Annotated in this window: 31 protein-coding genes, 1 tRNA gene and 1 pseudogene; 15 read left to right on the forward strand and 18 right to left on the reverse strand. The window is 37.0% G+C overall.

Annotated elements, in window-relative coordinates:
• The first annotated feature begins 9 nt into the window (after positions 1-9).
• From ACZZZW_RS10600 to ACZZZW_RS10625, 6 genes and pseudogenes are all read left to right on the forward strand, one after another.
• Entirely contained in the window at positions 10-1557 is a 1548-nt protein-coding gene (locus ACZZZW_RS10600; RefSeq protein ID WP_463493220.1) for a GH3 auxin-responsive promoter family protein, read from the forward strand.
• Positions 1558-1789: 232 nt separating this feature from the next.
• Positions 1790-2949 (forward strand): annotated as a pseudogene (locus ACZZZW_RS10605) (1-deoxy-D-xylulose-5-phosphate reductoisomerase).
• Between the two features lie 29 nt (positions 2950-2978).
• Positions 2979-4367: a site-2 protease family protein gene (locus ACZZZW_RS10610; RefSeq protein ID WP_055914471.1), complete on the forward strand. Its 1389-nt coding sequence runs from the start codon at positions 2979-2981 to the stop codon at positions 4365-4367.
• 84 nt (positions 4368-4451) lie between these two features.
• The gene (gene hscB / locus ACZZZW_RS10615; protein ID WP_463493223.1) at positions 4452-4988 is read left to right on the forward strand and encodes a Fe-S protein assembly co-chaperone HscB; all 537 of its coding nucleotides are present in this window, start codon (positions 4452-4454) and stop codon (positions 4986-4988) included.
• Positions 4989-5175: 187 nt separating this feature from the next.
• Positions 5176-5469 (forward strand): DUF3817 domain-containing protein, encoded by a 294-nt coding sequence (locus tag ACZZZW_RS10620; RefSeq protein ID WP_463493225.1) that lies wholly within the window; start codon positions 5176-5178, stop codon positions 5467-5469.
• 88 nt (positions 5470-5557) lie between these two features.
• Positions 5558-5637: transfer RNA gene (locus tag ACZZZW_RS10625), tRNA-Leu, on the forward strand.
• A 169-nt stretch (positions 5638-5806) separates the two neighbouring features.
• On the opposite strand, the gene ACZZZW_RS10630 is transcribed toward ACZZZW_RS10625, so the two are convergent.
• Together ACZZZW_RS10630 and ACZZZW_RS10635 are read right to left on the reverse strand one after the other, a co-directional pair.
• Entirely contained in the window at positions 5807-6280 is a 474-nt protein-coding gene (locus ACZZZW_RS10630) for a DinB family protein (protein ID WP_463493227.1), read from the reverse strand.
• Between the two features lie 105 nt (positions 6281-6385).
• Positions 6386-7924 carry a sensor histidine kinase gene (locus ACZZZW_RS10635; protein WP_463493229.1) on the reverse strand — a complete coding sequence of 513 codons (1539 nt, stop codon included), beginning with the start codon at positions 7922-7924 and terminating at the stop codon, positions 6386-6388.
• 270 nt (positions 7925-8194) lie between these two features.
• Here ACZZZW_RS10635 and ACZZZW_RS10640 point away from each other — a divergent pair, with 270 nt between their 5' ends.
• The 6 genes from ACZZZW_RS10640 (at position 8195) to ACZZZW_RS10665 (ending at position 10991) form a co-directional block, all read left to right on the forward strand.
• The gene (locus tag ACZZZW_RS10640; RefSeq protein ID WP_463493231.1) at positions 8195-8512 is read left to right on the forward strand and encodes a hypothetical protein; all 318 of its coding nucleotides are present in this window, start codon (positions 8195-8197) and stop codon (positions 8510-8512) included.
• A gap of 132 nt (positions 8513-8644) precedes the next feature.
• Complete coding sequence (locus ACZZZW_RS10645; RefSeq protein ID WP_463493233.1) at positions 8645-8851, forward strand: DUF2188 domain-containing protein; 207 nt, start codon at positions 8645-8647, stop codon at positions 8849-8851.
• Positions 8852-8858: 7 nt separating this feature from the next.
• A complete protein-coding gene (locus ACZZZW_RS10650; protein WP_463493235.1) occupies positions 8859-9050 on the forward strand; it encodes a hypothetical protein in 192 nt (63 codons plus the stop codon).
• Position 9051: 1 nt separating this feature from the next.
• Positions 9052-9324, forward strand: a complete 273-nt coding sequence (locus ACZZZW_RS10655; RefSeq protein WP_463493237.1) for a DUF3606 domain-containing protein — start codon at positions 9052-9054, stop codon at positions 9322-9324.
• Positions 9325-9326: 2 nt separating this feature from the next.
• Positions 9327-10100, forward strand: coding sequence for a DNA-formamidopyrimidine glycosylase family protein (locus tag ACZZZW_RS10660; RefSeq protein WP_463493239.1), 774 nt, complete (start codon positions 9327-9329; stop codon positions 10098-10100).
• 501 nt (positions 10101-10601) lie between these two features.
• Positions 10602-10991: a response regulator gene (locus ACZZZW_RS10665; protein WP_463493241.1), complete on the forward strand. Its 390-nt coding sequence runs from the start codon at positions 10602-10604 to the stop codon at positions 10989-10991.
• 46 nt (positions 10992-11037) lie between these two features.
• Here the strand turns inward: ACZZZW_RS10665 and ACZZZW_RS10670 are convergent, their stop codons facing one another.
• The 8 genes from ACZZZW_RS10670 to ACZZZW_RS10705 form a co-directional block, all read right to left on the reverse strand.
• Positions 11038-11484 (reverse strand): response regulator, encoded by a 447-nt coding sequence (locus ACZZZW_RS10670; RefSeq protein ID WP_463493243.1) that lies wholly within the window; start codon positions 11482-11484, stop codon positions 11038-11040.
• Positions 11485-11582: 98 nt separating this feature from the next.
• Entirely contained in the window at positions 11583-11891 is a 309-nt protein-coding gene (locus ACZZZW_RS10675; RefSeq protein ID WP_463493245.1) for a hypothetical protein, read from the reverse strand.
• Positions 11892-11973: 82 nt separating this feature from the next.
• Positions 11974-12414: an Hsp20/alpha crystallin family protein gene (locus ACZZZW_RS10680; protein WP_463493247.1), complete on the reverse strand. Its 441-nt coding sequence runs from the start codon at positions 12412-12414 to the stop codon at positions 11974-11976.
• A 425-nt stretch (positions 12415-12839) separates the two neighbouring features.
• Complete coding sequence (locus ACZZZW_RS10685; RefSeq protein WP_055904854.1) at positions 12840-13202, reverse strand: response regulator transcription factor; 363 nt, start codon at positions 13200-13202, stop codon at positions 12840-12842.
• Positions 13203-13305: 103 nt separating this feature from the next.
• Positions 13306-13632 carry a hypothetical protein gene (locus ACZZZW_RS10690; protein WP_055904851.1) on the reverse strand — a complete coding sequence of 109 codons (327 nt, stop codon included), beginning with the start codon at positions 13630-13632 and terminating at the stop codon, positions 13306-13308.
• 230 nt (positions 13633-13862) lie between these two features.
• Positions 13863-14117: a hypothetical protein gene (locus ACZZZW_RS10695; RefSeq protein ID WP_463493250.1), complete on the reverse strand. Its 255-nt coding sequence runs from the start codon at positions 14115-14117 to the stop codon at positions 13863-13865.
• Positions 14118-14366: 249 nt separating this feature from the next.
• Entirely contained in the window at positions 14367-14723 is a 357-nt protein-coding gene (locus ACZZZW_RS10700; protein WP_463493252.1) for a response regulator, read from the reverse strand.
• Between the two features lie 354 nt (positions 14724-15077).
• Positions 15078-15296, reverse strand: coding sequence for a hypothetical protein (locus tag ACZZZW_RS10705; RefSeq protein WP_463493254.1), 219 nt, complete (start codon positions 15294-15296; stop codon positions 15078-15080).
• Between the two features lie 266 nt (positions 15297-15562).
• Here ACZZZW_RS10705 and ACZZZW_RS10710 point away from each other — a divergent pair, with 266 nt between their 5' ends.
• Positions 15563-16435: a helix-turn-helix domain-containing protein gene (locus tag ACZZZW_RS10710; protein WP_463493256.1), complete on the forward strand. Its 873-nt coding sequence runs from the start codon at positions 15563-15565 to the stop codon at positions 16433-16435.
• Positions 16436-16574: 139 nt separating this feature from the next.
• Positions 16575-17516: an alpha/beta hydrolase family protein gene (locus tag ACZZZW_RS10715; protein WP_463493258.1), complete on the forward strand. Its 942-nt coding sequence runs from the start codon at positions 16575-16577 to the stop codon at positions 17514-17516.
• A gap of 201 nt (positions 17517-17717) precedes the next feature.
• Here ACZZZW_RS10715 and ACZZZW_RS10720 read toward each other — a convergent pair whose 3' ends face one another.
• From ACZZZW_RS10720 to ACZZZW_RS10730, 3 genes are all read right to left on the reverse strand, one after another.
• Positions 17718-18455: an SDR family oxidoreductase gene (locus ACZZZW_RS10720; RefSeq protein ID WP_463493260.1), complete on the reverse strand. Its 738-nt coding sequence runs from the start codon at positions 18453-18455 to the stop codon at positions 17718-17720.
• Between the two features lie 66 nt (positions 18456-18521).
• The gene (locus tag ACZZZW_RS10725; protein WP_463493262.1) at positions 18522-19412 is read right to left on the reverse strand and encodes an AraC family transcriptional regulator; all 891 of its coding nucleotides are present in this window, start codon (positions 19410-19412) and stop codon (positions 18522-18524) included.
• Positions 19413-19612: 200 nt separating this feature from the next.
• Positions 19613-20383 (reverse strand): DUF4142 domain-containing protein, encoded by a 771-nt coding sequence (locus ACZZZW_RS10730; RefSeq protein WP_463493264.1) that lies wholly within the window; start codon positions 20381-20383, stop codon positions 19613-19615.
• Positions 20384-20745: 362 nt separating this feature from the next.
• Here ACZZZW_RS10730 and ACZZZW_RS10735 point away from each other — a divergent pair, with 362 nt between their 5' ends.
• Positions 20746-21084, forward strand: a complete 339-nt coding sequence (locus ACZZZW_RS10735) for a hypothetical protein (protein WP_463493266.1) — start codon at positions 20746-20748, stop codon at positions 21082-21084.
• A 515-nt stretch (positions 21085-21599) separates the two neighbouring features.
• Here the strand turns inward: ACZZZW_RS10735 and ACZZZW_RS10740 are convergent.
• The 5 genes from ACZZZW_RS10740 to ACZZZW_RS10760 all read right to left on the reverse strand — a co-directional run bounded on the left by ACZZZW_RS10740 (position 21600) and on the right by ACZZZW_RS10760 (position 25015).
• Complete coding sequence (locus ACZZZW_RS10740; RefSeq protein WP_463493268.1) at positions 21600-21941, reverse strand: immunity protein YezG family protein; 342 nt, start codon at positions 21939-21941, stop codon at positions 21600-21602.
• A gap of 10 nt (positions 21942-21951) precedes the next feature.
• Complete coding sequence (locus ACZZZW_RS10745; protein ID WP_463493270.1) at positions 21952-22419, reverse strand: hypothetical protein; 468 nt, start codon at positions 22417-22419, stop codon at positions 21952-21954.
• A gap of 94 nt (positions 22420-22513) precedes the next feature.
• Positions 22514-22849: a hypothetical protein gene (locus tag ACZZZW_RS10750; protein ID WP_463493272.1), complete on the reverse strand. Its 336-nt coding sequence runs from the start codon at positions 22847-22849 to the stop codon at positions 22514-22516.
• A complete protein-coding gene (locus tag ACZZZW_RS10755; RefSeq protein WP_463493274.1) occupies positions 22850-23545 on the reverse strand; it encodes a HEAT repeat domain-containing protein in 696 nt (231 codons plus the stop codon).
• 3 nt (positions 23546-23548) lie between these two features.
• Complete coding sequence (locus ACZZZW_RS10760) at positions 23549-25015, reverse strand: DUF4280 domain-containing protein (protein WP_463493276.1); 1467 nt, start codon at positions 25013-25015, stop codon at positions 23549-23551.
• Positions 25016-25021 lie beyond the last annotated feature (6 nt).

Consider the following 25021-nt stretch of genomic DNA (forward strand, 5'->3'; position numbering starts at 1 on the left):
TAGAAATTTATGGAAAAAGAACAGAACCATAGAAAGGAAAAGTCCCCTTCAGCGGGGTGGGGGCTTAAAGCAGCATTAAGTAAGCCCTTTGCGGCATTTGCAGTTTGGCAGATTAACAAATGGAAGCATAATGCCGTTAATGCTCAAAATAAGATCCTGAAAAAGCTTATTGAGGAGGCCAGACATACAGCGTTTGGGAAAGATCATCATTTTTCCGATATTAAAACCTATGATGATTTTAAAAAACATGTTCCTGTTCGGGATTATGAAGGACTAAAGCCTTACGTAGATCGTGTGGTGGCAGGAGAACCGGATGTACTTTGGAAAGGGAAACCACTTTATTTTGCAAAAACATCAGGCACCACATCTGGTGTAAAGTATATCCCGCTTTCAAAAGAATCGATGCCCGAGCACATCAAAGCTGCCCGTAATGCCATCCTAACCTATATTCATGAAACTGGCAAAGCCGATTTTGTAAACGGAAAAATGATTTTCTTACAAGGAAGCCCGGTTTTAACTGTAAAAAATGGAATTAATGTAGGCCGTTTATCAGGAATTGTAGCCCACCACGTACCCGCTTACCTGCAAAAAAACCGATTACCTTCTTACGAAACCAATACAATTGAAGATTGGGAACAAAAAGTTGATGCCATTGTGGAGGAAACCCTCAATGAAAATATGACCTTGATTTCGGGGATTCCACCCTGGGTACAAATGTATTTTGATAAACTTTCAGAAAAATCCGGTGGAAAGAAAATAGGCGAAATATTTAAGAATTTTAGTCTTTTTATATATGGCGGGGTAAATTTTGAGCCTTACCGTGCTAAAATTGAGCAAAGTATCGGCAAAAAGATAAATGCGATAGAAACTTATCCAGCTTCTGAAGGATTTATTGCTTATCAGGATTCGCAGAGAGATAAAGGCTTACTCTTGTTGGCTGATGCAGGTATTTTTTATGAGTTTGTGCCTGCCGATGAATATTATAATGATAACCCGACAAGATTATCGCTTGGAGAAGTAGAATTTGATATCAATTATGCATTGATTTTAAATACCAATGCAGGTTTATGGGGCTACAGCATTGGCGATACAGTGAAGTTTGTATCGAAAAATCCTTATAAAATTGTAGTAACTGGCCGGATAAAACACTTTATTTCTGCCTTTGGCGAACATGTAATTGGCGAGGAGGTTGAGCAGGCAATTTTGAGTGTTGCAAACCAAGAGCAGGTAGAAATTACAGAATTTACAGTTGCGCCTCAGGTTAATCCAGCATCTGGGCAACTGCCTTATCATGAGTGGTTTGTAGAGTTTTCGTCTGCACCAAAAGATATGCTTGCGTTTAGCAAAAAAGTTGATGAGGCTTTGCAAAAGAAAAATATTTATTACTTTGACCTGATTGAAGGAAACATCCTACAGCCATTGATTATACGTACTTTGCAAAAAGATGCTTTTGTAAATTACATGAAAAGTGAGGGGAAACTAGGCGGACAAAATAAAGTGCCGCGTTTAAGTAATGATCGGAAACTGGCAGACGGGTTGGAGAAGTATATTGTTTAGTTAATCTTACTCGATTCGTATCTTCACGAAACGAAATGAGAAAAATGATTTGTAGGAAACACGAACCATGGCAATGAGGGTTGGCGATCTTATTAAACAAATCAGATAGCTTCAGCGCGCTCAAGTTCAGCTTCGCAATGACGAAGTACAGCGAGAAGGATAGGGGCAAGCGGACAACAAAAAATTAGATAAAATGCTTAATTAAACTTAAGCACCATGATATTAAAAGAATTTGAAAAGAATAACAATACTCGGTTCTACAGGCAGCATAGGTACGCAAGCACTTGAAGTTGTTAGAGACCACCCTACAGTTTTTAAAGTAACGGTATTATCTGCGCTAAAAAATTCGGAATTACTGATAAAACAGGCATTGGAATTTAAACCCGATGTTGTGGTAATCTGTGATGAAAGCAAATATATTGAAGTAAAAAATGCCTTATCTGCGCTAAATACCAAAGTTTTGGCTGGCGAAGCTGCTTTATCCGAAGTTGCTGCCTATCAGGAAAGCGATGTGGTATTAACTGCTTTAATGGGATCAGTAGGGCTAGAGCCAACCATTACCGCTATAAAAGCAGGGAAAGATATTGCGCTTGCCAACAAAGAAACTTTAGTGGTAGCCGGAGAATTGATAACGAAACTGGCCGTTGAGCATCAGGTTAAAATTTTACCTGTAGATTCTGAACACTCGGCAATATTTCAGTGTTTGGTTGGCGAAACGCAGAATGAAATCGAAAAAATCTATCTTACCGCTTCGGGAGGCCCATTTTTAGGTAAAAGCAAAGATTTTTTATCAACCGTAAAAAAAGAGCAGGCGTTAAAACATCCCAACTGGGTAATGGGAGCAAAAATCACGATCGATTCTGCTTCTTTAATGAACAAGGGTTTAGAGGTAATTGAGGCGAAATGGCTGTTTGATCTTGATGTAGATCAGATTGATGTAATTGTTCATCCACAATCCATTATCCATTCTATTGTGCAGTTTACCGATGGTTCGATGAAAGCACAACTAGGTGTTCCGGATATGAAACTGCCCATTCAATATGCTTTAAATTATCCCGATAGGCTAAAAAACGATTTTAAGCGTTTTAACTTCTTAGATTACCCAAATTTTAGCTTTCAAAAAGCCGACATGGAAACCTTTAGGAATTTAGAACTTGCATTTACTTCTTTACGAAAAGGGGGAACATGCCTTGTATTTTAAACGCGGCGAATGAAATTGTTGTAGCGGCATTTTTGAATGATAAGATCGGTTTTCTGCAGATGAGTGAAGTTATTGAACAGTGTATGGCTGAAATCAGTTTCGTGGAAAAACCACAATTGAGGGATTATTTAGAAACTGACAAACATAGCCGTATCTTAGCCGGCGAATTAGTAACAAAAAATATAGTTTAACATCTAACATAAAAATTTTATAAGAAAATATGAATGGATTGATTATGGCGGGGCAGCTGCTGCTCGGATTGTCTTTATTGGTAATATTACACGAATTAGGGCATTTCTTGGCAGCCAGGGCATTTGGTATTAAAGTAGAAAAGTTTTATTTATTTTTTGATGCCTGGGGTTTCAAACTTTTCAGTTTCAAAAAAGGTGATGTTGAATATGGTGTGGGATGGTTACCACTTGGTGGTTATGTGAAAATTGCCGGAATGATTGATGAAAGTATGGATACAGAGCAAATGGCTCAACCTGCGCAACCATGGGAATTCCGCTCAAAACCGGCCTGGCAACGCTTAATTGTGATGCTTGGTGGTATTATCGTAAACGTAATAGTTGGTATTTTTATCTTTTGGATGCTGACTTTTAATATCGGACAAAATTATACGGTTAACAGTAAATTAAATGATGGTATTTCTGTTGGTGCAATCGGTAAAGAAATTGGTTTAAAAAACGGAGATAAAATTCTAGCCATTAATGGCAATAAACTGATCCGTTTTGAGGATGCGATATCAAGTAAAGTTTTATTTGATGGCGCGCAGTTAACCATTTTAAGAGGTAACCAAACACTTTATATTTCCGTTCCGGATACCATTTTAAATAAGATTTCTAAAAACGATAAGGAGAATTTTATTTCTCCGCGTTATCGGATGGAAAGTGTAGATAAAGTGAGTGCACCGGATGAGAAAGCAGATAAACCTTCGTTCTTTGATAAACTATTTGGACGGAAATTTGAAAAGCCAGTTTACCCGGCCTATGCTGCGGGCATTAAACCCGGCGATAGTATTTTATCGGTTAACGGCAAACAGATTACCTTTTTCGATCAATTTAAAGAAGAAGTTTCTACAAATAAATTAAAACCAATTACCATTAATGCGTTGCGCAAAGGCAAAGCGATTACATTCGATCTTAAAGTAGGCAAAGATGGCACAATTGGAATTGGCCCTAATTTAAAAATGCCCGAAACTGCACACGTGGATTTCGGTTTTATCGAATCGCTCCCGGTTGGTGCAAATATGGCATGGAGTACTTTTTTAGATAACGCAAAAGGTATTGGTAAAATGATTACCGGGAAATTAAGTGCCCGTAATATCAGCAGTCCGATTGGAATTGCCAAAGTATATGGAAGTACTTTTGATTGGGTTAAATTTTGGACGCTAACAGGATTAATTTCTATGGCATTGGCATTTATGAATTTATTGCCTATACCCGGGCTTGATGGGGGCCATGTGGTGTTTCTTTTAATTGAAATGGTACAACGTAAGCCTGTAAGCGAAAAAGTGTTGGAAAAGGCCCAAATCGTTGGTTTTGTAATCCTGATTTGTTTAATGGTGTTTGCTTTTGGTAATGATATTTTAAAATCTTTCGGTAAGTAAAATCAAATTGATATAATTGCCGCAGATGCACAGATTGGAATCTTCCCATCTGAACATCTGCGGCTTTTTAATTTAATAAGTATCATGAGCGAAGCAGTACAACAACCTAATTATTTCGAATTTTACGATCTTCCTATACAGTTCAAACCAGACCAAAATGCTGTAAAATCAAAGTTTTATGCTTTGAGCAAACAGTTTCATCCCGATTTTTATGCCAATGAAAGTGAAGAGAAGCAGCAGGAAGTACTCGATCTGTCCACTTTGAACAACAAGGCCTACCAAACATTAAGTAATGCTAAAAAGTGCTTAAAATACGTGCTTGAACTAAAGGGAGTTGTAGAAACTGATGAGGCTTACCAACTTCCCCAATCTTTTTTGATGGAAATGATGGATGTAAATGAAGTTTTAATGGATTTGGAATTTGAGCCGGATGCAGAAAAGCTTGAGCAGGTAAAAAGAGATGTTGCATCAATAGAAGAAGATTTGGCAAAGGAATTAAATGATCTTATCAATCAGTTCGATAGCAACCCTGAAGCATCTGATGCATTGTTACCTTCAATAAAAGATAATTTTTACCGCCAAAAATACATTGATAGGATTAGAGAGCGACTGGTGAAATAGGAGTGGATGGAAGATTTCGGATGGAAATGGACGAAAACATTAGGCTGTAAAGTCAGGTAGCAAAGGTCTTAAGATTAAGCCCTTATACTTCTACCTTCAACTTCTTTAAAACACTCAATTGTAAAATCATTTTTTAGTTTTTGTTAAGCAGTGGCTTTATTTTACTTTCGGAAAAACAATCAGATCAATGAATAGCTCCCTTTCTATTTTTCGTAAAGTAGCCGTAGCAGAAGGTATATCCTATTTGCTCTTGTTATTTGTAGCCATGCCTTTAAAATATTTTGCAAATTTGCATTTATATGTAAAGTATACCGGTTGGGCACATGGATTATTATTTGTGTTGTATGCAGCTACTTTAATTTTAGCCTGGCACGAGCAAAAATGGAAGTTTGGTAAAGCCGTTTTGATCTTTTTAGCATCACTTTTGCCGTTTATGCCCTTTGTGGTAGACCGCAAATTGAAAGATGAGCGACCAAAATAATTGTGCTTCAGTGAGTTAAAATTAATTAAAAATAATTTTGTGAATTAGGGTTTCGTTATCTACATTTGCAACCCCGTCCAACAAGAATGCCCGGATGGCGGAATTGGTAGACGCGCTGGTCTCAAACACCTGTGGGAAACCGTGCCGGTTCGACTCCGGCTCCGGGTACTAATCCCTCTCTAAATCACTTAGAGGGGGATTTTTGTTTTTTATTCATTTTTTATCGAATGGAACAGAATATTATGATGTATAAAATTCTGTTCATGGATTATTTCTTAGCAAAAACTAATCTTGAAACTTTGGATCAAGTTAACAATTTGCGTGTTCGTTGATATAATTAATCCTTAGCTAATAGCTTCAAATATGTAAAAATTACGCCACTGTGCTCTGCTTCGTGATAGATGGCCGCTTGTAGTGCTTGAAGATGATTTTTTACGTGAAATCCTATAGGTAACTCAAAAGGCTGGTAATTGACAAATTTTCTGGATTTAAGATCTGATTCAAGAAGGTCGACTGTTTCAATAAGTAGTTGTTTAACCTGATTAACATCGGGGTTAATTTTCCAGGAATTGGGAGATGATCCAATCTTGAAAGATTCCATAAATTCTTTAGTTATATGCATTGGTAATCCGCTACGCATATACATGTGTCTCTGTTGTGATGTAATACAATGACCTATTTGCCATATTATATTGTTATTAAATCCCTCTGGAATTTTAAATAATATTTCATGATTAGTTTTATCTATTAATTGGCGTAGCCTAATTCTACTCGCTCTTAAAATTTTACATGCAAAATCTTCGTTAATCATTTAAATTGGTATAAGTATTTAACAAGGGAAGAAATCGCAATCATCTCTAAAATAATCTTCTAACTCTTAAAGTTCAAAATTGATCTCAATCTTGCGAAGATATTATTATCTGTTAGATGGTTTTTCGTCCAGCCATTTCAAACCTTCTTCTGCTTGTGTAAGAAATAAAATTTCAGCATGTTTTTCATCATTTTCCACACTCTTTTTTGCAGATAACTGGCTGAATGCGCTTTCAGACAATATCCATGCAAAATATTTAAGTCCTGCCAGTTCCATTAAAGGCAACCAGGTAGTGGCCGCCCAATCTGATGCTTCAGACCAGGTTCCTGGAACCAAACGGTTGTCATTAAAAACCTTACTCCGCTTGTTTTCCTTTAAATAATCTATCATCAGGCTCCCACCACGTTTAACAGTAATAATATCCTGGTATCCCGTCCATTCTACAAACATAATATCGCTTCCTATCGGGCAGTTTATAATCAGGTGTTTATCTTTGTAATAGCTTTTGGTGCGTATATCAGGCGCTATCGAAATGCTTTTAATTAACGGTAATTTGAAAGAAAATACCGACCCTTCTCCAAACGAACTCTCTATCCAAAAACCTCCACCATGCCGTTTTATAATGTCAGCTGAAATGTAAAGTCCAAGGCCAAGGCCATCAAAACGTGTCGAGGAATTATCGGCCCTGTAGTAGCGCTCAAATAACTGCTGTAGGTGGTTCGATTTTATTCCAATACCATAATCTTTTACCGAAACAATAATATTTTCATCAATAACTTTAACGCTGATTTCAACCTTGTTGGCATCTGGCGAGTATTTTACAGCATTTGAAATAAAATTATGAACAACCTGCTCCAGCCTAAACTGATCTCCTGTAAAGCTGATATTATCTTCCGCTGTGAGTAATAATTTATGCGATGGATAGATTTGCTGCATTTCTGCAACAACATTCATTAGCATTGCAGAAAAATCGAAAATTTTTGAATCGAAAATCATTTTTCCAGCATTGATTTTGCTTACATCCAATAAATCGGCAATCAGCTTTTCCAGGCGGTTAAGTTGTCCGGCCGAACGCTCAAGATAGGTTTTGATTTTTCCCTCCTCAACCATTCTTAAAAGCAGTTGATGAAAGCCTTTACTGGTTGTAAGTGGTGTTTTAAGTTCGTGGCTGGCTATAGAAATAAACTCATCTTTTCTGGCTTCACTGGTTTTTATGATATGGATATTTGTATTGGTTCCTATCCAGATAGCTGATTTGTTTCCTTGGCTAACTAACCTGGCAATTGCAAGGTGCCAGTAATAATTACCATCCGAAAAAAGCAAACGGAGCTCAGCGGTATATTCCTGGCCACTTTCTAATGATGCTTTCCATCGGTCAATACTTGCCGCCAAATCATCTTTATGTACAAATGCGGTCCAGCCATATGCCAAAATCGTTTCCCTGGTTTGACCAAAATCCATACAAGCAGTATCATTTACATAATTGATCTCTCCGACAGTATTTGCTGTCCAAACCTGTTGAGGAATTTCATTGAGCAATAAGGTAGATGAAGGCTGATCTGAAATAAGCGCATTATCCTGATTGTGGGCATTAGGGCTTGCCTTCGAGCCATCCTGATGTGAGTTGCTACTTTGCGGATTCATGTACAAATCTATAAAATGATAGCTTAAGGTTGCCAATTAATATCCCTGCAATTAAACATAAATTACATACTGGTGCTAAAGACCAAACCAGTTCGACGAATAAAAGTTTTAATCGGGAATAGATAGCTTATTTTCAGAGATTTAGGATCTTGGCCTCCGTAATTGTGCTAATTGGTGTTAATCTGTGTAGTTCTATTAATAAAATTGTTCGCCTTTTAATCCTTGAAATTAAGTTGCTGCACGTTTTTCAAAACCAGCTTTATTGTATAAATGTTATTAAAGAAAGCTACAGTGCCTATGGAACAGATGAATATTAGCCCTAAAAAAGAAATTATTTTAGATTTCGAAGACTGGCCAATTACCCCTGCTGCCCAAAAGCTCAAGCCTTGCGTGTTTTTGGATGGAGGTTATTATAGCTGTCTTTTAGGGCCAGACAGAGAAAAGGGTATTTTGGGAAAAGGAACTTCTCCTTTTGATGCCGTATTGGATTGGGAAAACCAGCTTTATAATCGATTGGCTACCGCAGATAAGGATGATGAGGTTGCAATTTACGCGAGCAATGTATTAAATTTTAATGGGAGGGAATGATGTAACCTGATTTGCTACCGCTGTTTCAGTGTTAAGATTTTATTTCACTTTTGTTTCTATCGTCGCTTTTAACGTTTCTAAAACATTGTTCTTCCAGACCTTGTTTTATAGTTACCAATTAAGTAATGCGATATGCCATGGTTTAACGGAGATTATCCGCCCTCATACAAAAACCAGCCTGAACCATTAAGGGAAAAAGCTGTAGAAATTGCCAATGCACTTTTAGCTGAAGGCCTTGAGGAGGGTATTGCAATTGCAACGGGATTGAAACGTGCCCGTGAGCATTTTAAAAGGGAACAGCAGATAAAAAAAATAACAAAAATTGATTACGTAAAATAGAAAAAATATGAGAACGGTACACACAATTTTTATCGCTGCTGCTTTTGTAGCATCAGTATTAACAGCTTGTACAAGCCCTTCTGAAAGAGCAAAAGGCCCATATCAGAAAGATTATGCCGATACTGCAAAGAAAAGTCCTGCAGATTCGGCAGCTGCCCAGCCCAGGGTAGATCCACAGGATACAGTTAGGAAATATTAATATGAGGATAAATGAAAATAATCCGCTGGGTAGTGCCGAATATAAAATTAATGCAGATCAGCCAGAGGAAAACCTTCTGCATGAGATAGAATCTGATGGAGATACGCTTGAGCCTGAAACTTTTGGAACTGATGTTGGAACGGTCGATGTGAGCGACCCAAAATCACTCGAATATTGGTCTGAGCAGTTTCAAATTAGTAAAGATGAGCTGAAAGCAACGGTTTTACTTCGCGGAAATTCTATAGCTGAAATTAAAAGATTTTTATCGGTATAATTATGGCTGAGTTACCAGATTTAACTGTATTTGCCCAAACCCTAACTAAAAGATTTAAAGGTAAGGTGCTTGAAACGCTTGAAGTAAGCGTTGCCAAAAAACTTAATGTAACACCAAAAGAACTTAAAAAAAGCCTTGAAGGCAGGGAGTTGCTTAAGTTAGAACGCTCGGGGAAAACGCTTCAGCTGTTTTTCTCCGGGTCGCAAGTTTTGGGGTTGCACCTGATGTTACGTGGAGCGTTGGAGTTGATTGATCAGGATGAGCCGCCAAGATTCCAGGTTTTGGGTTTCCATTTCGAAGGAGGAGATGCATTTGCCCTTGTTGATCTTCAAAAGCAGGCTACACCAACATTAAATCCTGAACAGGTAACCGTTCCGGATGCATTGGATATGGAGCAGGATTATTTTTTGAATTTGCTCGCCAAAAAGAAAACCGTAATTAAAACATTACTAATGGATCAGCATGTTATCCGTGGAATCGGTAATTCTTATGGAGATGAAATCCTTTATCATGCCGGCATTTCTCCTTTATCCATCGCTAAAATGATCCCGGAAAAACAGGGTAAAAAATTATTTCAAAGTATTGGTTTAGTGCTCAAAAAAGCCATTAAGCAGATTGCTGAAGAAAATGGGGATGAACTTAGAGGCGAATTGCGTGATTTTATGCAGGTGCACAGTGCCAAGCTAAAGAAAACAGAAAAGGGAGAAGAAATTTTTACAGAGAAAATAGGTGGAAGGATGAGTTATTTTGTGAAAGGGCAAGAAATTTTTAAATAATGCCACTATTGGGAGAAGCTCAAATGTAATTCATCCACATTTACGTTCCACTGCATCGGTTTTTTGCAAGGGTTTATTTTCAGGTTCTTCATCAACATTTTGATTTGTTAATTTTTCCGGCAGGATTTCTTCAACAATTTCGATTATTCGGGTGTTGATTCTGATATTTGCTTCATAACTTTTATCTATAAACTTAAGTTGTTTTAGGTTGATTTTTCACCGAACAAGAATTATCAGCCATTTAATAAAGGTTCAATTAAAACCCACAGATTTGAAATGCTTTAAATTTTAGAAGAATTATAATTTAGAAAAATTCCATTTAAGGTAAAATGTATCGCTATCTTATATTCATTCTTTTGTTTTATCTGTATTAAACGCCTTTATTTGCAAAATACAGTGTTAACGTAAATTGATTATTCCGATTTTAAGATTCGACATCTACGTTGACGGATGGAACATCGGTCGAATTGTATATCTTTGCGATCTAATTGTGAATACGCTATGGGCAAAGTGCTTATACAGGAAACCGAACAATCTATAATGGACGTACTCATTCTCGCATTAGAGATGGGAGGATTTTCCGTAATGGGATCGTTAGGGCTTGAGCCTGACTTTATGGATAAGATAGCCGATTACCGCCCACATGTTGTGGTGTTGGATTATCGGCTCGACGGAAAAAAAGCAGCGGAGATATGTGCGCTTATCAAGGAAAAATATCCATGCCTACCCGTGCTTGCCTTAAGTTGCAATTCAAATATCCATTTAGATTATGATAAACATGGTTTTGATGATTATATCCGCAAACCATTTGATATTGAGGAGCTTTACACTATTTTGCGCAAGTACATTGCAAAATCAGAAGCCTGTGAAGAGGAAATTTCTGATTTATAATTCCAAATTAAATCATCAATCTGTTTAACATTAGCTCAAAAACTGATTAAATATTTTTAGCCTTAAAGCCCTGCACAGCATTTTTTATTGCCGTTTTGATTTTTGGAAGTAAGCCACTATCGCTTCGTTTTTCTGAAAGCAGATCGCTAACAAGCTGGGTGATTTGCTGAATTGAAAAAGGTTTTTCCAATATCGCATCGCAACCATAGTCGGTTAATGAAAATAGAATTTGAGTATAAGCTGAAGTAATAATGATGGGAACGTATTCAAATCTATCTAAAGCGCGGATGGCACCGCAAAGTTCTCCTCCGTTCCATTCAGGCAGCATATAATCCAAAATTACAAGGTCAGGGCGGTAGTTTGCAATAAGTCCTATTGCTTTTTCAGGATCAGGGGAGCCCTGGCATTGATAGCCGTGCAACTCGAAAATTTCCTGTAAAGTTTCAAGTAGCATCAAATCATCTTCAACAATAAATATTTTTTTTGCTTCCATTATACCTGGTTTTTGTTTTGTTGGAGATTTATAATTTTCAAAACCATCTAAACTTGTAAACATGCTGTTTATACTACTAATTTAATCATTTATTTTTCCTACTGCAATGGTTTAATTGTCTTTTCTTCGAGCTGTGCAATGCGAAAAATCTCTCTCGAAATAATACCTACATTTTCCTTTAGCTGGTCCATGTTGCAAAATATTGTATCCAACGGGATAGGAAGATCTGCCAGGGTTTGGGCAAGCACAACCTGAATCATACAGCCACCCGTGTGCTCTTTTGCTCCTTTAAGAAGGTTAAATGTTTCAATGGCGGTTTTTCGGTCGGTTCCCAATGCAAATTTTCCATACGTAATTTCAGTGCCCTTTAAATGAAGTGCCAATGTAATTTCTAATGTTGATTCCATTTGTTCAGGTTTTAGGTTTGCAATGTTCAATAGACTTAACTTTAATTAAAAATGCCGCTTTAAGCGGCATTTTTAAAGTTAATTAGCTAATCGAAATTTGTCGGGAAACTGCTTTTGCTTCCTCTTTTTTTGGCAGAGTAAGTTTAAGCAAACCATCATTGTAGGTGGCCTGGATGTTATCTACATCCGCACTTTCAGGAAGCGTAAATGCCCTGGTAAAAGCAGAATAGCTAAATTCCCGTCTGTTATAGCTTTTCTCAGATACATTGTTCTCCATGCGTTGTTCTGTCGAGATGGTCAGCATGTCACGCTCAAGCGAAATCTTAAAATCCTCTTTTTTCAGTCCAGGAGCTGCAAGTTCGATATGATACTCCTCATTGGATTCTGAAATGTTTACAGCAGGAATGTTGTTGGTGCGGCGGTCTGAAAAAAATGTGTCGCCTAATACGGATTCGAAAATGTCATTAAAGCCTGGCAATAATGTACTGTTTTTCTTTTCTGGATTGAATTTAACCAATGTCATAGTGAATTCTCATTTTAATAATTTAATAATAAACGGACTATAAATCAATTAATTTTCTCTAAAACCTTAAGCGGTTCTGGGATTCTTAGATCAAGCTGCGTGCCAATGGTATTTTAATCGATGTTTTGATGCTTTTGAATTCATTAAACTGAAAAAAAAGCATTTTTCCTGAAAATTTTTCAGTTTAGCGCTGAAAAATTTTCAGCTGGCATTTAAATATTCCTTTACCAAGGTTATCGCAGATAAATATAGTATAAGCCACAATATAGCTGTAGTTAAGCGATAAAAATTAGGATATATCAGGTGGAAGGATACGCTTTTTCGCAAAAGAAAAGATGGTTGTGAATTTTGGATTCAAAAATAGCGTAATGGTAGATCATTTTATGTGTATTCAATTAATACATTAAATACACTCTTTAAATTTTTTAATTGTGTGCAATGCTGTAGCCTACCTGGTTTATCAAATAATTTATATCAAAAGGTTTGGCAATAAAACCCTGCGCACTGCAAGAGTTTTCTACTTCGGTTTGGCTAGAATGGGCACTCATCATTAAAACAGGAACTTTTTTCGTATTAAAACCTTTCTTAAGTGCTTCACAAACATTTATTCCATTCCCGTCAGGCAGCCTGATGTCTAAAAGAAACAAATCTGCATGTTCATGCTTATCTTGCATAAATTCATTAATTGTGGAGAAACTCATTACTTCATATTCTTCATCAATAAGAATCATCTCAATAATACTCCTGATATCCGGGTCATCTTCGAGAACATATATTTTCTTTGCCATAATCTAACCTAATGTTATACCTACTATAAGTGTTTAATCCATTAAATTGTTTTAATTATCGAAAAAGTAGAATTTCAATTTCAATGTTGTACTATAAGGTATGCTAATAATTTTTATTTAACCGATAAGCAGTGTCATCATTTTTAGCACGTAACTGGTATTCATTCAGGAAATTTTTAACGTCTTCAGGCGGATCGATATTTGCAATTATCCTTTTAATATCAATATCACTGCTTACCGCTTTACGCAGGTTAGTGTCCCAATCATCCAACGCTTCTTCAACAGAATTTCCGCAGCCAAAAATACCATGCTGAGGGTCTGTACCGTAAAGTACGCAAACCGAACCGCCGTTTCGAAAAACAGATGGATTAAGTTTTTTGGCAATACCCTTAAGCGGTATTTTAATCAGGTTTTCTTCAGGAATATTCATTTTGATGGTTTTGATAAAAAATAAGGAATTGCTTTTGATGCTTTTTGTGATAATTTTATTGTTATAATCTGTTATCGTTAGGAATATCTTACCCGTTTTTTATTTCAGCAACATTGATAAAACATTGAGCTTTGTATTTTGGTTTTTTATTTTTGTTATAAATGGCTATAAATCAGCTATAATGTTTGCAAATTGAATTTATTAAGGGTGTTTAAACAAACAGATGTTGTTTATGGTGTCGCCGGACCTTTATGTTCCCAATGGTCTTTAATCAATTCGTTGTTTTTTCCAAATTTTAATCTTCTGGCATAGCGATCGCCCCTGATTTTTCCGTTAGCATCCTTTTTACCAAGAAAGATCATAATTGCCCGGCCATCTGTGTCAGTTTTGAGGGCAAGATCATAACGGCCAAATTTTATTTCCAAGAAGCTATCCGGTTGATATGTTTTATTGATAATGTTTAAGAGTGAAGTGTGAAGTTTCATATAATGCTATAAATGAATTATTCAAGTTTTCGCTTCCAGGTTGATTCAACTTTAGTTTGGTTGATGGAAAACCCGGTTGCTTACTGTTAATTTTCTTTAAAATCGAGTAAGGGCTGCAGATTCAATAGAACAGCAACCCTTATCGAAAAAACCAAGCTTATAAAAAACAATATCAAATTCTGGAAAGTTTGTTAAATATTTATTTAAGGTTGTGCTTCATCAGTTCATCCGCTTTGCCATTGATTCTTATTACGTAATTAACTGACATACTTTTTGATGTAAGTTTTTGTAGTCGAAAGGTTTAAAGATAATATCGTCTGCAAGGCTCGGTACTTTTAGTGCCTGAGATTCTAACATAGCAGTAATCAATAAAATCCGGATATGGCCTGTGCCGGTATTTTTCTTAATTATATTGCAGAGTTCTCTGCCGTCGCCTTTATCCAATAAAATATCCATTACCAGTAAGTCGGGTTGAAAGTCGGTTATGGTTTTCTCGAGCTGGTCGGAGTGGCAGATACTGGTAACAATAAAAGCTTGGTCATCGAGGGCCAGTTGTATCACTTCTGCATTGCTCTGGTCGTCATCAAGTACAAGTATTTTTGCCATATGTTTTTTTGCGTCAATCGATAGATGGTTGTTTCACATTATCCAAATAACGATTTTTACCCACAACTTATTCCGAAGCGAATATTATGCCACTATAGCCTGCTTAGCCTTTAGTAAAACATCGGTTTTTAGTTTATTGGTATACCGCATTTGGTTTCTGATCTCTGGAAAATTACAAAACATCTTTTTAATGTTTTCTTCATCCGAAGCAAAACCAGTACTTGTATTGAAGATTTGGTAGTTAACCCCGTCTGTGATGTTAATTACTTGTTTAAAAAGGGTATATATGCGAAAATGAGCACAAATAATTTTGCGGAATAGCTGAAATGAATTTGAAACAGAGTTGAACTATTTTTAAAGACGATACCTCAGGGCGATACTTTTCCCTATTGCTTTAAGCAGGTTGTGGTTGTTGCCAACGGTTAGTTCAGGGCAGTCCCATTCCTTATTTACGCTTCGAACCAGGGTAAGTTCTTCTCCCTGTAAACTGATCTTAAATTCTACAGTATCTTTATTGATGTTTTTAGTGAGCACACTGTAGGTGTAATCTCTGTTTTCAAAGGTGATTCGCATTGGTAAACTCATTAATGCAAAGATAATGTATAAAAAGCTTTGCCAGGAAATCTTTTATTCCACACCTTCAGGTAAATTGGTTAATAACTTGCTGTATGTTTTGGTGATAAGCTTGGTTAAATCAAAATGCTTTTAAAAAATTAGATTCTGTATTGCTTGCTATGGGTATTTTTATTTAAGCAATTCTGCTGTTTTTTCCTTAATAATGCTTCTTTATCTTCTTTTACTTGATCAAGAAAAAAGTTTGAATTTATTAACTTTGTTGCATGAAGTCAGTAATGGAATGCAGTGTTGCCGGTTTTAAAAAAAATGAATTGCAAACCAGGGGGTATAAAGTTCATCGGATTGCCGGTGAGGCATATCCTCCTTTAATATACGGGCGACGGGATTATTATAAAGTTGTGTTGGGTAATGGTGACATGAAAATTTGTTATGGAGACCAAACCATTCGTGTAAACGGCACTTTTCTTTTTTTTGGAAACCCTCATATTCCGTATTCTGTTGAACACCTCTCACCCGGCCAGAGTGGTTATGCCTGTCTTTTTACCGAAAGTTTTATTGATGGAAGGGAACGTGCAGACAGTTTGCTTAATGCTGCTATATTCCGCTTTGAAGGGATGCCAGTGGTACCTGTTAATGATGAGCAGGCGGCGTTTATCTCCGGACTTTATGAACGGATGCTCCTTGTTTATGGTAGTGATTACAGCCATAGAGATGAAATGTTCAAAAATTGTATCGACCTTGTTATCCATGAAGCATTGCGAATTTTGCCCCAAGAAAGGCTTCAGGAAAAAAATGCTGCTACAAGGATGACCCACCTGTTTATGGAGCTTCTTGAAAAACAGTTCCCAATTGAAAATATAGAAAATCCGTTGCGGATGCGTACTGCACAACACTTTGCCGAAAGCCTTGCAGTACATGTAAATTATTTAAACCGATCTGTAAAGGAAGTTACAGGTAAACCCATTTCTATTCATATTGCAGAGCGTATTGCGGCTGAAGCAAAGGCACTTTTACAGCATACCAACTGGAGTATTGCTGAAATTGCGTATGGGCTTGGTTTTGAATACCCTACCTATTTTAACAATTATTTTAAAAGGGTTACCGGCAGCAAACCAAATTCCTTTAGAAAGGGATAAATAAAAAGTATGAATATCATACTTTTTGGTTTGATTCTCTTTAGCTTTACGACGCTAATAACCAGAATTTTGAAGTAATAAAATGAGATTTTGTTCAGCAAGGTTTGCCGAAGCATTTCTTTTATAATTTATTGCAAAAATGATGGAAAAATTAAAATTTAAAGCACCTTTCGGTGTACCCGTACCAGTTATATCAGTTAGTCCGATAAACATGGCTACTTTTAATAATCGAGGTAACGAACTGCAGGTACGTATTTCTGCTCCCTCTACTGGAAATAATTTGCCGATTATTGTATTTGCGCATGGTTATGGCCAGTCATTAGATAGCTATGCACCGCTTGTAAACTTTTGGGCAGCACATGGTTTTGTTGTTGTGCAGTGTACTTTTCTCGATTCAAGACGGTTTGCGATCCCGGCTGATGATCCACGCACACCTTTGTTATGGAAATTCCGGGTTGAGGATGTAAAACACATGCTTGATGAGCTTGATGCAATTGAAGGGTACATCCCTGGACTTAAAGGCCGTACAGATCGAAACCGGATTGCCGCTGTAGGCCATTCTTTTGGCGCACAAACCACAGGTATGCTATTGGGGGCAAGGATTATTCAACCCGATGGAAAACCAGGTGAAGATTTGTCTGATGACCGGATTAAAGCTGGTGTGCTATTAACGCCAGCAGGAAAAGGAGGAGCCGATTTAAGTGCTTTCGCAGCCGAGCATTTTCCTTTTATGAATCCAAGTTACACGGAGATGACCACCCCTTCGCTGGTTGTGGCAGGGGATAAGGATATATCGGCACTAACGGTTCGCGGTTGGGAATGGTTTACCGATGCCTATTATTTAAGCCCAGGTACGAACGCCTTGCTTACTCTTTATGGCGCAGAGCATGGCCTTGGCGGAATTTCGGGTTATGAAGCTGCAGAAACAACTGATGAAAATCCTGATCGGGTGGAAACAGTTGCATACCTGAGCTGGGCTTATCTTACCTCAGCTTTGTATCCAGAAAATGATTCCTGGTCAGAAGCTTCTAAGTGGTTGATTGAAAGTGCTAATGCAATAGGAAAAATAGACGTTAAGTAATTGAAAATCAAATTACCTATTGTTAAAGCGCATTCTGTTTATAGCTTTTCAATAAACCAGGTTTTTAATGGGCAGAATGATTCGAGTAATTTTAATCCCACGAATAAGGGCTGCAAGTTGATTAAAACTGCAGCCCGTATTTTCTGAAAGAGTTATCTTATAGAAAACAATTGCTCCCAGCATAGGCTGGAATCGATTAAATTACCAAGGACTAATTCCTGTTTCAGGCGAATTGTCATCACTATAAAACTGGCCTGTTGGTCCGTCTGTATCCAATGTAGCTGCTTTAACAACTCTCGAGGCGGCATCTTCAACAGTTCCGGGGCCACTGTGGTGATTAAAATCTGTAGCGGTATATCCCGGATCAACTGCATTTACCTTGAACGGTGTATCACGAAGTTCATAAGCCAATGCAATGGTATAACCATTAAGTGCTGCCTTTGATGCCAGATAAGCAACTGGTTTAACCGGATAATATTTCCATGATGGATCGGAATGCAAAGTGAGTGATCCCAAACCTGAAGTTACATTTACAATTCTTGGTGCTTCTGAATTTTTAAGGATCGGGGTAAAAGCTTGTATTACTTCAATCACGCCAAATACATTGGTGTCGAAAACATCGCGGTAAGTTTCAACAGCTGTTTCCAATACATTTTGAGGAAAACCACCTGCAATACCCGCATTATTGATCAATACATCAAGCACAGAAATTTTACTTTCTAAAAGCGCTTTCGCTGCTTTTATGGAGGCGGGGTTGTTCACATCTATTAAAATGGGTTCCACATTATTCAGTCTTTCCAACTCCAATTGCTTAACCGCTTGCTGGCCTTTTTCTAAATCGCGGCAGCCCAGATATACATAATAGCCTTCTTTTATTAATTGTTTGGCGGTTTCAAAACCTATACTTTTGTTTGCACCTGTTATTAATGCTGTTTTCATATTTATTTATTTAACACTGCAAATCTAATCGACCTGGCATTGTAATTTGTTATACATACAGCGGTATTAATGGTACATTTTACGGATTCTTGCCCGGTACTCTGCAGGGGTTAATGCTGTTTCGCGTTTAAAGAAACGGTTAAAGTATGAGGCATCAGAAAAGCCAAGATCAAATGCAATTTCTTTTAAGGAATCATTGGTATGGAAAAGCAATCGTCTTGCCTCAAGCACTACGCGCTCGTGAATATGTTTGATGGCTGGTTTTCCGCTTTGCATTTTAACCACCTCACTTAAATGTCCTGCCGAAATATTTAACTGGCTGGCGTACGCTCCAACCTCTTTTAACTCGCGAAAAGACTCGTTTACCTTCGACTGGTAGCTGCGCAGCAGGGTTTTTTCAGGAGAATTTTCTTGTGGTTTGTATTGTTCGGTATACAGGCGACTTAAATAGGTGAGTAAAAGGTTAAGGCATGCCGATAGCATCCGCTGTTGCCAATCATTCGGATTGATATATTCTTTATTTATATTTTCCAGCAAATCTTCAATAAAAAGCAGATCATTATCTGTCAGAAGCAGCTCATGGCCACCTTGCGGGCATTCGATAATTGGAAGTCTGTTTATAGAAACATCTCCCTGCATATTTAGAAATTCTTTAGTAAAGGCTATGCCGGTTGCCCAAAGCGCATCGGTACCTTCTTTAACAATAATCCGGTTAGGAATATAAAAGTATATTGTATTGCTTTTAAGTGTAAAAGGAGTCATATCGATCCATTGCCGGGTTTCTCCCTTCCTCATTAAAACGATCAGATAATGATTTTTTCGATGAGGCAATAATAAATCTTCTTCATCCGGCAGGTTACCTTCAAAATTATATACCCTGAAGTTTTTGTTCGCTGTTAACCGATCCGGAACCAGGGAATAAATAGGAAGTTGTTGGGTATGTTCAGCAATATTCATCAGTTAAAACTATGATTAATTTGTTCCTTATGCAATACTCTGAATTTTAACGTTCCTTAATTTTTTGTTTTGAAAAGATCGTAAGTGTTTTGTAAACAGAAGCTTAACCTATTTAATACCGTAAATAATTACACTATGGAAACATATAAAGCAAATTGCTGCTGAGCATATTAATGTACTGAACTGATTTTTTAATTAATTTAATGACTGACGTTTGAAGGAATCCGGATTTCTTTTATTGTTTTTAAATGGCGGCGTAGGATGGGTAGATTTTTGGAAGCAAAGGATTTAATTTGAGGATCTGTTGATTTTTCGGCCGCTTCAAAAAGCGCAACAGCATTTTCATGGTCGCTGATCATCATTTGAACATAAACGCCATCGAAGGCCAGTCCGTCATAATTACTAAGCTCGTGTAATGCGTCACTAATATTTTGTTGATTTAGTATTTTCCTTGTGTCTGTGTTGATCTCATCTGACGTACCTCCATTTGTATTTGATGTTGACCCAGAAATCATACTACCGCTGGCATTTCCATTCGCACTGTTGTTGGCTCCCTCACCGGTTTTCGGAATAGCTTTACCCTGTGAATTTTGATCAGAAAGTACTGCTGATGTGGAACTATTTGTTTTAGTACCTCCTTTTCGATCTGCACTTTTACCGCTTAATGTTTTTCCATTTTTACTATCGGAAGTTTTTGGCAAATCAATATTTTTCGATTTAGCTAAATTGTTCAGCTGAATGTTCACCTCATTGTGTTCTGAAAGTTCCATTTCGCTAAAGGCTTTTAATTTTTCGTCGTGTGCTACTCTTTTGGCCATATTGGCAGCACCAACAACCTTAAAGTTATTCAGTGCGGCCTGTTCAACGAATTGTTTGTCTTTAGCATTTGCCTTCGTTTTTACTGGTGCCTGCGCCACCGCCAATAGCGGAAGGCTGATCGATATAATGGCAGAAGCGAGAAATAATTTCATAATTTTCATTGTAGTGAATTTATTATTGTCTTTAATAAAAACCTTTTTATTTCATGAAAGTTTATGCTAATTCGATGTTTCGGATATAGATGCCTTACCTAAATTATCTATAATAAGGATCCGGATGTTATTCATAAGTGAATTTAAAATCGTGGATTTAAATTCAAAGGATAGTTTTAATAATAAAGAGAAATGATGTTAATGTTATCGTTTCATTACCAGTGGGTTGTGCTTGTTTGGTGCTATTGGAGTTCATAGCAAATTTCTCCTTATGGGGTTGGAATTTAGATGAACAAAATGAATAAGAACCGCCTGTTTTACTGCTACGTTCATATACGCAATACAGTAAAACCAAACAATTAATGAAACATCTCTTACTCTCGATCGCATCGGTATTTCTATTTATTTTACAAATTTCAGCTCAGCCTGCCTGCCGGAGAAACAGCACTGGGATTGCTTACACAACAACACTCCTTGATGGATCTTACAACTTTAGTGGTACCAGTTTCGATGCCAGTGCAATGTGTCTTCCTCCTATGACCGTTGGGACACCTTGTACCATCCGTATACCGTTTACTTTTACCACTTACCCAGGTACATACGGCACCTATAGTGTAATTAATTGTAATTTTGATAAGGGGATAGAATATTTCCTCCTTCCTGTTTTATTGGCTATCGGCTTAATTGCGCTGAGAAGATAAGTTGTTAATTATTAGTGCTTTACAAAGGGTCGAGCAAAGGAATTTATTTCCATAAATAATTTGCTTAAATTTCTCAAACTCATGGCTTGGTCAAACCTAAATATTGTTCAGCTTGTTGACGCATTAACTGAGGCGTTTTTCGGTCCATGAAAACATCAATAATAATCATTGGAAAGAGTTCTGAATTATAAGGATCAAAAATCGGTAACCATGTGTAAACCATCATGGCTCTCTTTGTAATAATCTTCATCATCGGCAATGCTCCATTTGCCCTTTTAAAGTATTTTCATAACCGCCCCGACCATTTTTGCCTTTAAACCAATCGGCTTTACTACGCGCATTTTTCCCTTTTTTCTTAGAATAAGCTTAATGCTTTAATGGATATCATTTTATTTATTGCGAAAATATTTATAGTAAAGCTATCCCAATTATCTGATATGATATTGGAATTGAGATTTGAATAATTTCATTTATGAGGTTATTTGCTATGTTCATGAGGCCCAGGTAATTAATTCTTATTCCTTGCTTAAACACTCTATTTCATCATTTAACTCGTGATCCCAAATAAATTCCATATCGAATTTACCTGTTGAGAATAGTGTAAATACGGAACGGTTCCATTTGTTGTTACCACCTTCTGTAGTTATTTCGTGAAGTTCACTTAACCAATCACTAATACTGTCATCAATATTTTCAACTTCAATATTTTTTCTAGTATCATTTTTAAAATAATCACCAGTATAGCCTACAACTCCCTCCCCAACAAATTCAAATTCCAGGCAAGCTTTTTCCCATTCGTTATTAATCACATTTAAGATTTCTTTGGCAATAGCTGTATAGATTTCGTCGACTGTCATGCTCTATCTATCAACCGTTTTCTGTAGGAAATTCATCTAAATCTAGCTCTTCTGGGTCAATATGATTTTTCACAACTTTGAGAAAATGATTTTTACGTGGTCTTATAACAAAGATTAATACAGAATCAAAAGGAGAAAGTTGCAAATCTTTTGGTTGCGTATGACCGACTATAACAGGTTTTCCGTAATAAAGAGAATTATTTTCAATATCCAAGCTACATATCCAATTTCCTCCATAGTTTTTCCTTACAACTTCCCCAAAATAAGCGGCAGCATCATTAACATCATCGTTATCCTTATCAATTTTGTTTTTTGTCAAGTAATTTTCTAAATCATTCAAGCTATTGGTCGAATAATCTAGATTGTAACCCTGTTCTTCTGCTTTATCTATAAAACTCTCTAGATAATCGTCAATGTTGAAAATAAAATTTTCAAATTTTTCCTCTAATTCTTCTTTGGTTAAATTTGTCAAACTCATGGTTAACTAATCTTAAAGTTCATCAGTGAGTTTTAAATTGTTTTATTATTATCTTCTTTATATTAGCAAAAGAAGTTTTGATATAAAGCCATTATTATTCAAAAAACGATTTATTTTTTATTTCTAATTGTAATTGATTCACGGTTACTTTACGGAAAATTGCATTAATTATTTCAATGCATTTATTGTAAGATTCATAAAATTGATAAGATTCCCCTGTTGTTTCGTAAGATTCGGAAGGAATATCAACTAACCATTTGTCTTGTGTTATCCATGCAAATTGCACAAAGCGGTTGTTATTATCAAATAATCCAAAGAATGCACCTTCTACGTCTGGCAAATTATAAAAAGCTTCTATTGCTTCTTCTAAATTGGCCTCATAATCTTCCAATTCATAATCGTACTCAGGATCAAATAAGAATATTTTCATTTAACATAAATAACTTATCAATGCATTTTTAAATTTTGGTTCTGCTAAACTTAAGTCTCCAGTTATTTCTCCTGTTTGTAACTCTCTTAATCCAAATTTCACTTTAATTAAATCTTGAAAACAGACAATGATTGTTTTTCGGACGATTTCGTTAGTTTCACTCTGATATGCCCCAGAATAGGCACCAGCTACTTTCTTATTTAGTCTGGAATTACTGAAAGCGATTTGTCTCAGCGCTGTAGCAGCATAAGCCCTTAACTCCGGGTTTCCGTTACTTGTCAATACATTTTTCAGTATGGAAATATCTTCACTTTTGCCAATCCAACCAATTACGATTATACCATAGTATTGCTCTTTATAGTTTTCACTTTGCAAGAAACTAATTCCTACCGGTTTAATTTCAGCACAATCCATTGTACCCAAAATAAATAACGCTTCAGCCTTCAAATCAGGATCTGTCTCGGAGAATATTTTCTTTAACAAAAATTCTTTACCCACCTCGCCATGCCTTTCAAAATTGCCTCTAATACCATAAAATAAGTAGATGTTCTCTTGATTTTTTAATAAGCTATAGTGAAATTCTAATGCATCAATATCATTTAATTTAGCTAGTCCCCATGTAAATTCTGTTAATTTGACCTCATCATTTTTTTGGGTCAATTTAAAATATAACTGCTTTAGCTCTTCCAAATTCATGATTTATCTGTATTTATTTGGTGAATATTTGTGATATTTTATTTTATTGCAAGGAGTATGAAGTTTTTTATGTTCACTCTTCCTCATTGTTTTCATGTTCTCAGCTTTATCTAAAGATTGTTTACCCTCATTAGTTTTCCTTGTATACAAAGGTTCCGTATGATCAACTTCATAGCCTTTAGGTACTTTATTTCCGTTAGATTTCGTAATTTCCTTTCTTGCCTTATCTGATAGTTCGCTGTTTGGATCTTTTGCATCCCTTAATAAAGCCTTTTTCCTTTCAAAAATATTTCTTTTAAATTCTACAGTATTGGAATCTTTTGCAAACTGTCCGTTTTTTTTTCGCAGAACTCCATTTTTATCTCTAATAATTGTAGAAAAGTCATCCGCACTTTCTGATACCACCTCACCAAGCGTTCTTGCTGTTTTCGCTTTTTCTGCCGCATTAGCTGCTTCAGTAACTTTTGCAGCAGCATTAACTTCTTCGGCTACCTTCGTCAATCTAGCCGCTTCAGCAGTTTTGAATAATACGTTAGCTGCTTCGCCTGTTTTACCTATTACATTTGCCGCCTCCGCACCACTTACTACGGCTTTTGCTTCGCCCACGCCTGTAAACATCAGTGCGGCTTCAAAGCCACCGCGTCCGGTATATCTGCCCCAATCGCGGGGATTTTGCTTAACCGCCCAATTTTTAGCATCTTTCAGGGCTTCGCCAGTGTTGTTGAGGGCTGTGCCCGCTGCTTTTTGAACGTTACCCGGTGTGGTTACCCAATTATAGGCATTTACGTGTGCCTGCCCAAAATCTTTTACTACTTTATCTACGTTCCCATCGGTGGTAACCCAATCAGCCGCACTGCTTACCGTGTTTTTAGTGGCTACCGCTGCATCTTTTATTTTACCTGCGGTTTCTGTTGGGTGGGTTATTGCGTGCAGGGCTGCCCCACGCGCTTTGTCGCTCATTTCGCCGAGGAACAAAACTCCTTCGCCAATGCCTCTTACACCACCATAAATCCCTTCGTTAACACCGAGTTTAAAATTTTCGTATTTGCCGTTGATACCGCCAATCTTGTTGTTGGCTTTTTCCTGCGCATCAAAGCCTTTCTGAAACCAATCATCCACTTTTGCACCAAGGCTTTTAACCTGTCGGCTTTTCATTGCCGATACATTGGCATCAATAGCAGCCAGGGCTGACGGAACACTGAAATGGATGCCGATTTTACCACCGATACCGCATGGCAGTTTTGAATCTTCGAGCAGCTTGCGGTAGGGGCCAATGGTAATGCCTTCCTGCACCCCTTGCCACAGGATGGGAACAGGCTGGCATGGGGTTTTCGTAATGGAGCAGATGCCAAGGCAGGGGATGTTTACCATCGGTATTTTATCGCCCTCGGTGGCCGACTGCTTACCGTACAGGCTTACATTTTTATGGTTGGTTGCTTTTACTTTCCATACCCAAGCCCTTTGTTGCATACCAGA

The organism is Pedobacter sp. AC379 (assembly GCF_979258145.1).

Bases quoted from the DNA above. Each gene is read 5' to 3' on its own strand.
- ACZZZW_RS10655 (WP_463493237.1), top strand. From the start codon at position 9,052: ATGAGGATAAATGAAAATAATCCGCTGGGTAGTGCCGAATATAAAATT.
- ACZZZW_RS10695 (WP_463493250.1), bottom strand. From the start codon at position 14,117: ATGAAACTTCACACTTCACTCTTAAACATTATCAATAAAACATATCAA.
- ACZZZW_RS10720 (WP_463493260.1), bottom strand. From the start codon at position 18,455: ATGAAAACAGCATTAATAACAGGTGCAAACAAAAGTATAGGTTTTGAA.
- ACZZZW_RS10700 (WP_463493252.1), bottom strand. From the start codon at position 14,723: ATGGCAAAAATACTTGTACTTGATGACGACCAGAGCAATGCAGAAGTG.
- ACZZZW_RS10670 (WP_463493243.1), bottom strand. From the start codon at position 11,484: ATGGAAGCAAAAAAAATATTTATTGTTGAAGATGATTTGATGCTACTT.
- ACZZZW_RS10750 (WP_463493272.1), bottom strand. From the start codon at position 22,849: ATGAAAATATTCTTATTTGATCCTGAGTACGATTATGAATTGGAAGAT.
- ACZZZW_RS10745 (WP_463493270.1), bottom strand. From the start codon at position 22,419: ATGAGTTTGACAAATTTAACCAAAGAAGAATTAGAGGAAAAATTTGAA.
- ACZZZW_RS10665 (WP_463493241.1), top strand. From the start codon at position 10,602: ATGGGCAAAGTGCTTATACAGGAAACCGAACAATCTATAATGGACGTA.
- ACZZZW_RS10715 (WP_463493258.1), top strand. From the start codon at position 16,575: ATGATGGAAAAATTAAAATTTAAAGCACCTTTCGGTGTACCCGTACCA.
- ACZZZW_RS10660 (WP_463493239.1), top strand. From the start codon at position 9,327: ATGGCTGAGTTACCAGATTTAACTGTATTTGCCCAAACCCTAACTAAA.
- ACZZZW_RS10685 (WP_055904854.1), bottom strand. From the start codon at position 13,202: ATGGCAAAGAAAATATATGTTCTCGAAGATGACCCGGATATCAGGAGT.
- ACZZZW_RS10730 (WP_463493264.1), bottom strand. From the start codon at position 20,383: ATGAAATTATTTCTCGCTTCTGCCATTATATCGATCAGCCTTCCGCTA.
- ACZZZW_RS10650 (WP_463493235.1), top strand. From the start codon at position 8,859: ATGAGAACGGTACACACAATTTTTATCGCTGCTGCTTTTGTAGCATCA.
- hscB (WP_463493223.1), top strand. From the start codon at position 4,452: ATGAGCGAAGCAGTACAACAACCTAATTATTTCGAATTTTACGATCTT.
- ACZZZW_RS10710 (WP_463493256.1), top strand. From the start codon at position 15,563: ATGAAGTCAGTAATGGAATGCAGTGTTGCCGGTTTTAAAAAAAATGAA.
- ACZZZW_RS10620 (WP_463493225.1), top strand. From the start codon at position 5,176: ATGAATAGCTCCCTTTCTATTTTTCGTAAAGTAGCCGTAGCAGAAGGT.
- ACZZZW_RS10635 (WP_463493229.1), bottom strand. From the start codon at position 7,924: ATGAATCCGCAAAGTAGCAACTCACATCAGGATGGCTCGAAGGCAAGC.
- ACZZZW_RS10705 (WP_463493254.1), bottom strand. From the start codon at position 15,296: ATGCGAATCACCTTTGAAAACAGAGATTACACCTACAGTGTGCTCACT.
- ACZZZW_RS10680 (WP_463493247.1), bottom strand. From the start codon at position 12,414: ATGACATTGGTTAAATTCAATCCAGAAAAGAAAAACAGTACATTATTG.
- ACZZZW_RS10725 (WP_463493262.1), bottom strand. From the start codon at position 19,412: ATGAATATTGCTGAACATACCCAACAACTTCCTATTTATTCCCTGGTT.
- ACZZZW_RS10600 (WP_463493220.1), top strand. From the start codon at position 10: ATGGAAAAAGAACAGAACCATAGAAAGGAAAAGTCCCCTTCAGCGGGG.
- ACZZZW_RS10630 (WP_463493227.1), bottom strand. From the start codon at position 6,280: ATGATTAACGAAGATTTTGCATGTAAAATTTTAAGAGCGAGTAGAATT.
- ACZZZW_RS10735 (WP_463493266.1), top strand. From the start codon at position 20,746: ATGAAACATCTCTTACTCTCGATCGCATCGGTATTTCTATTTATTTTA.
- ACZZZW_RS10740 (WP_463493268.1), bottom strand. From the start codon at position 21,941: ATGACAGTCGACGAAATCTATACAGCTATTGCCAAAGAAATCTTAAAT.
- ACZZZW_RS10610 (WP_055914471.1), top strand. From the start codon at position 2,979: ATGAATGGATTGATTATGGCGGGGCAGCTGCTGCTCGGATTGTCTTTA.
- ACZZZW_RS10755 (WP_463493274.1), bottom strand. From the start codon at position 23,545: ATGAATTTGGAAGAGCTAAAGCAGTTATATTTTAAATTGACCCAAAAA.
- ACZZZW_RS10675 (WP_463493245.1), bottom strand. From the start codon at position 11,891: ATGGAATCAACATTAGAAATTACATTGGCACTTCATTTAAAGGGCACT.
- ACZZZW_RS10640 (WP_463493231.1), top strand. From the start codon at position 8,195: ATGTTATTAAAGAAAGCTACAGTGCCTATGGAACAGATGAATATTAGC.
- ACZZZW_RS10645 (WP_463493233.1), top strand. From the start codon at position 8,645: ATGCCATGGTTTAACGGAGATTATCCGCCCTCATACAAAAACCAGCCT.
- ACZZZW_RS10690 (WP_055904851.1), bottom strand. From the start codon at position 13,632: ATGAATATTCCTGAAGAAAACCTGATTAAAATACCGCTTAAGGGTATT.
- ACZZZW_RS10760 (WP_463493276.1), bottom strand. From the start codon at position 25,015: ATGCAACAAAGGGCTTGGGTATGGAAAGTAAAAGCAACCAACCATAAA.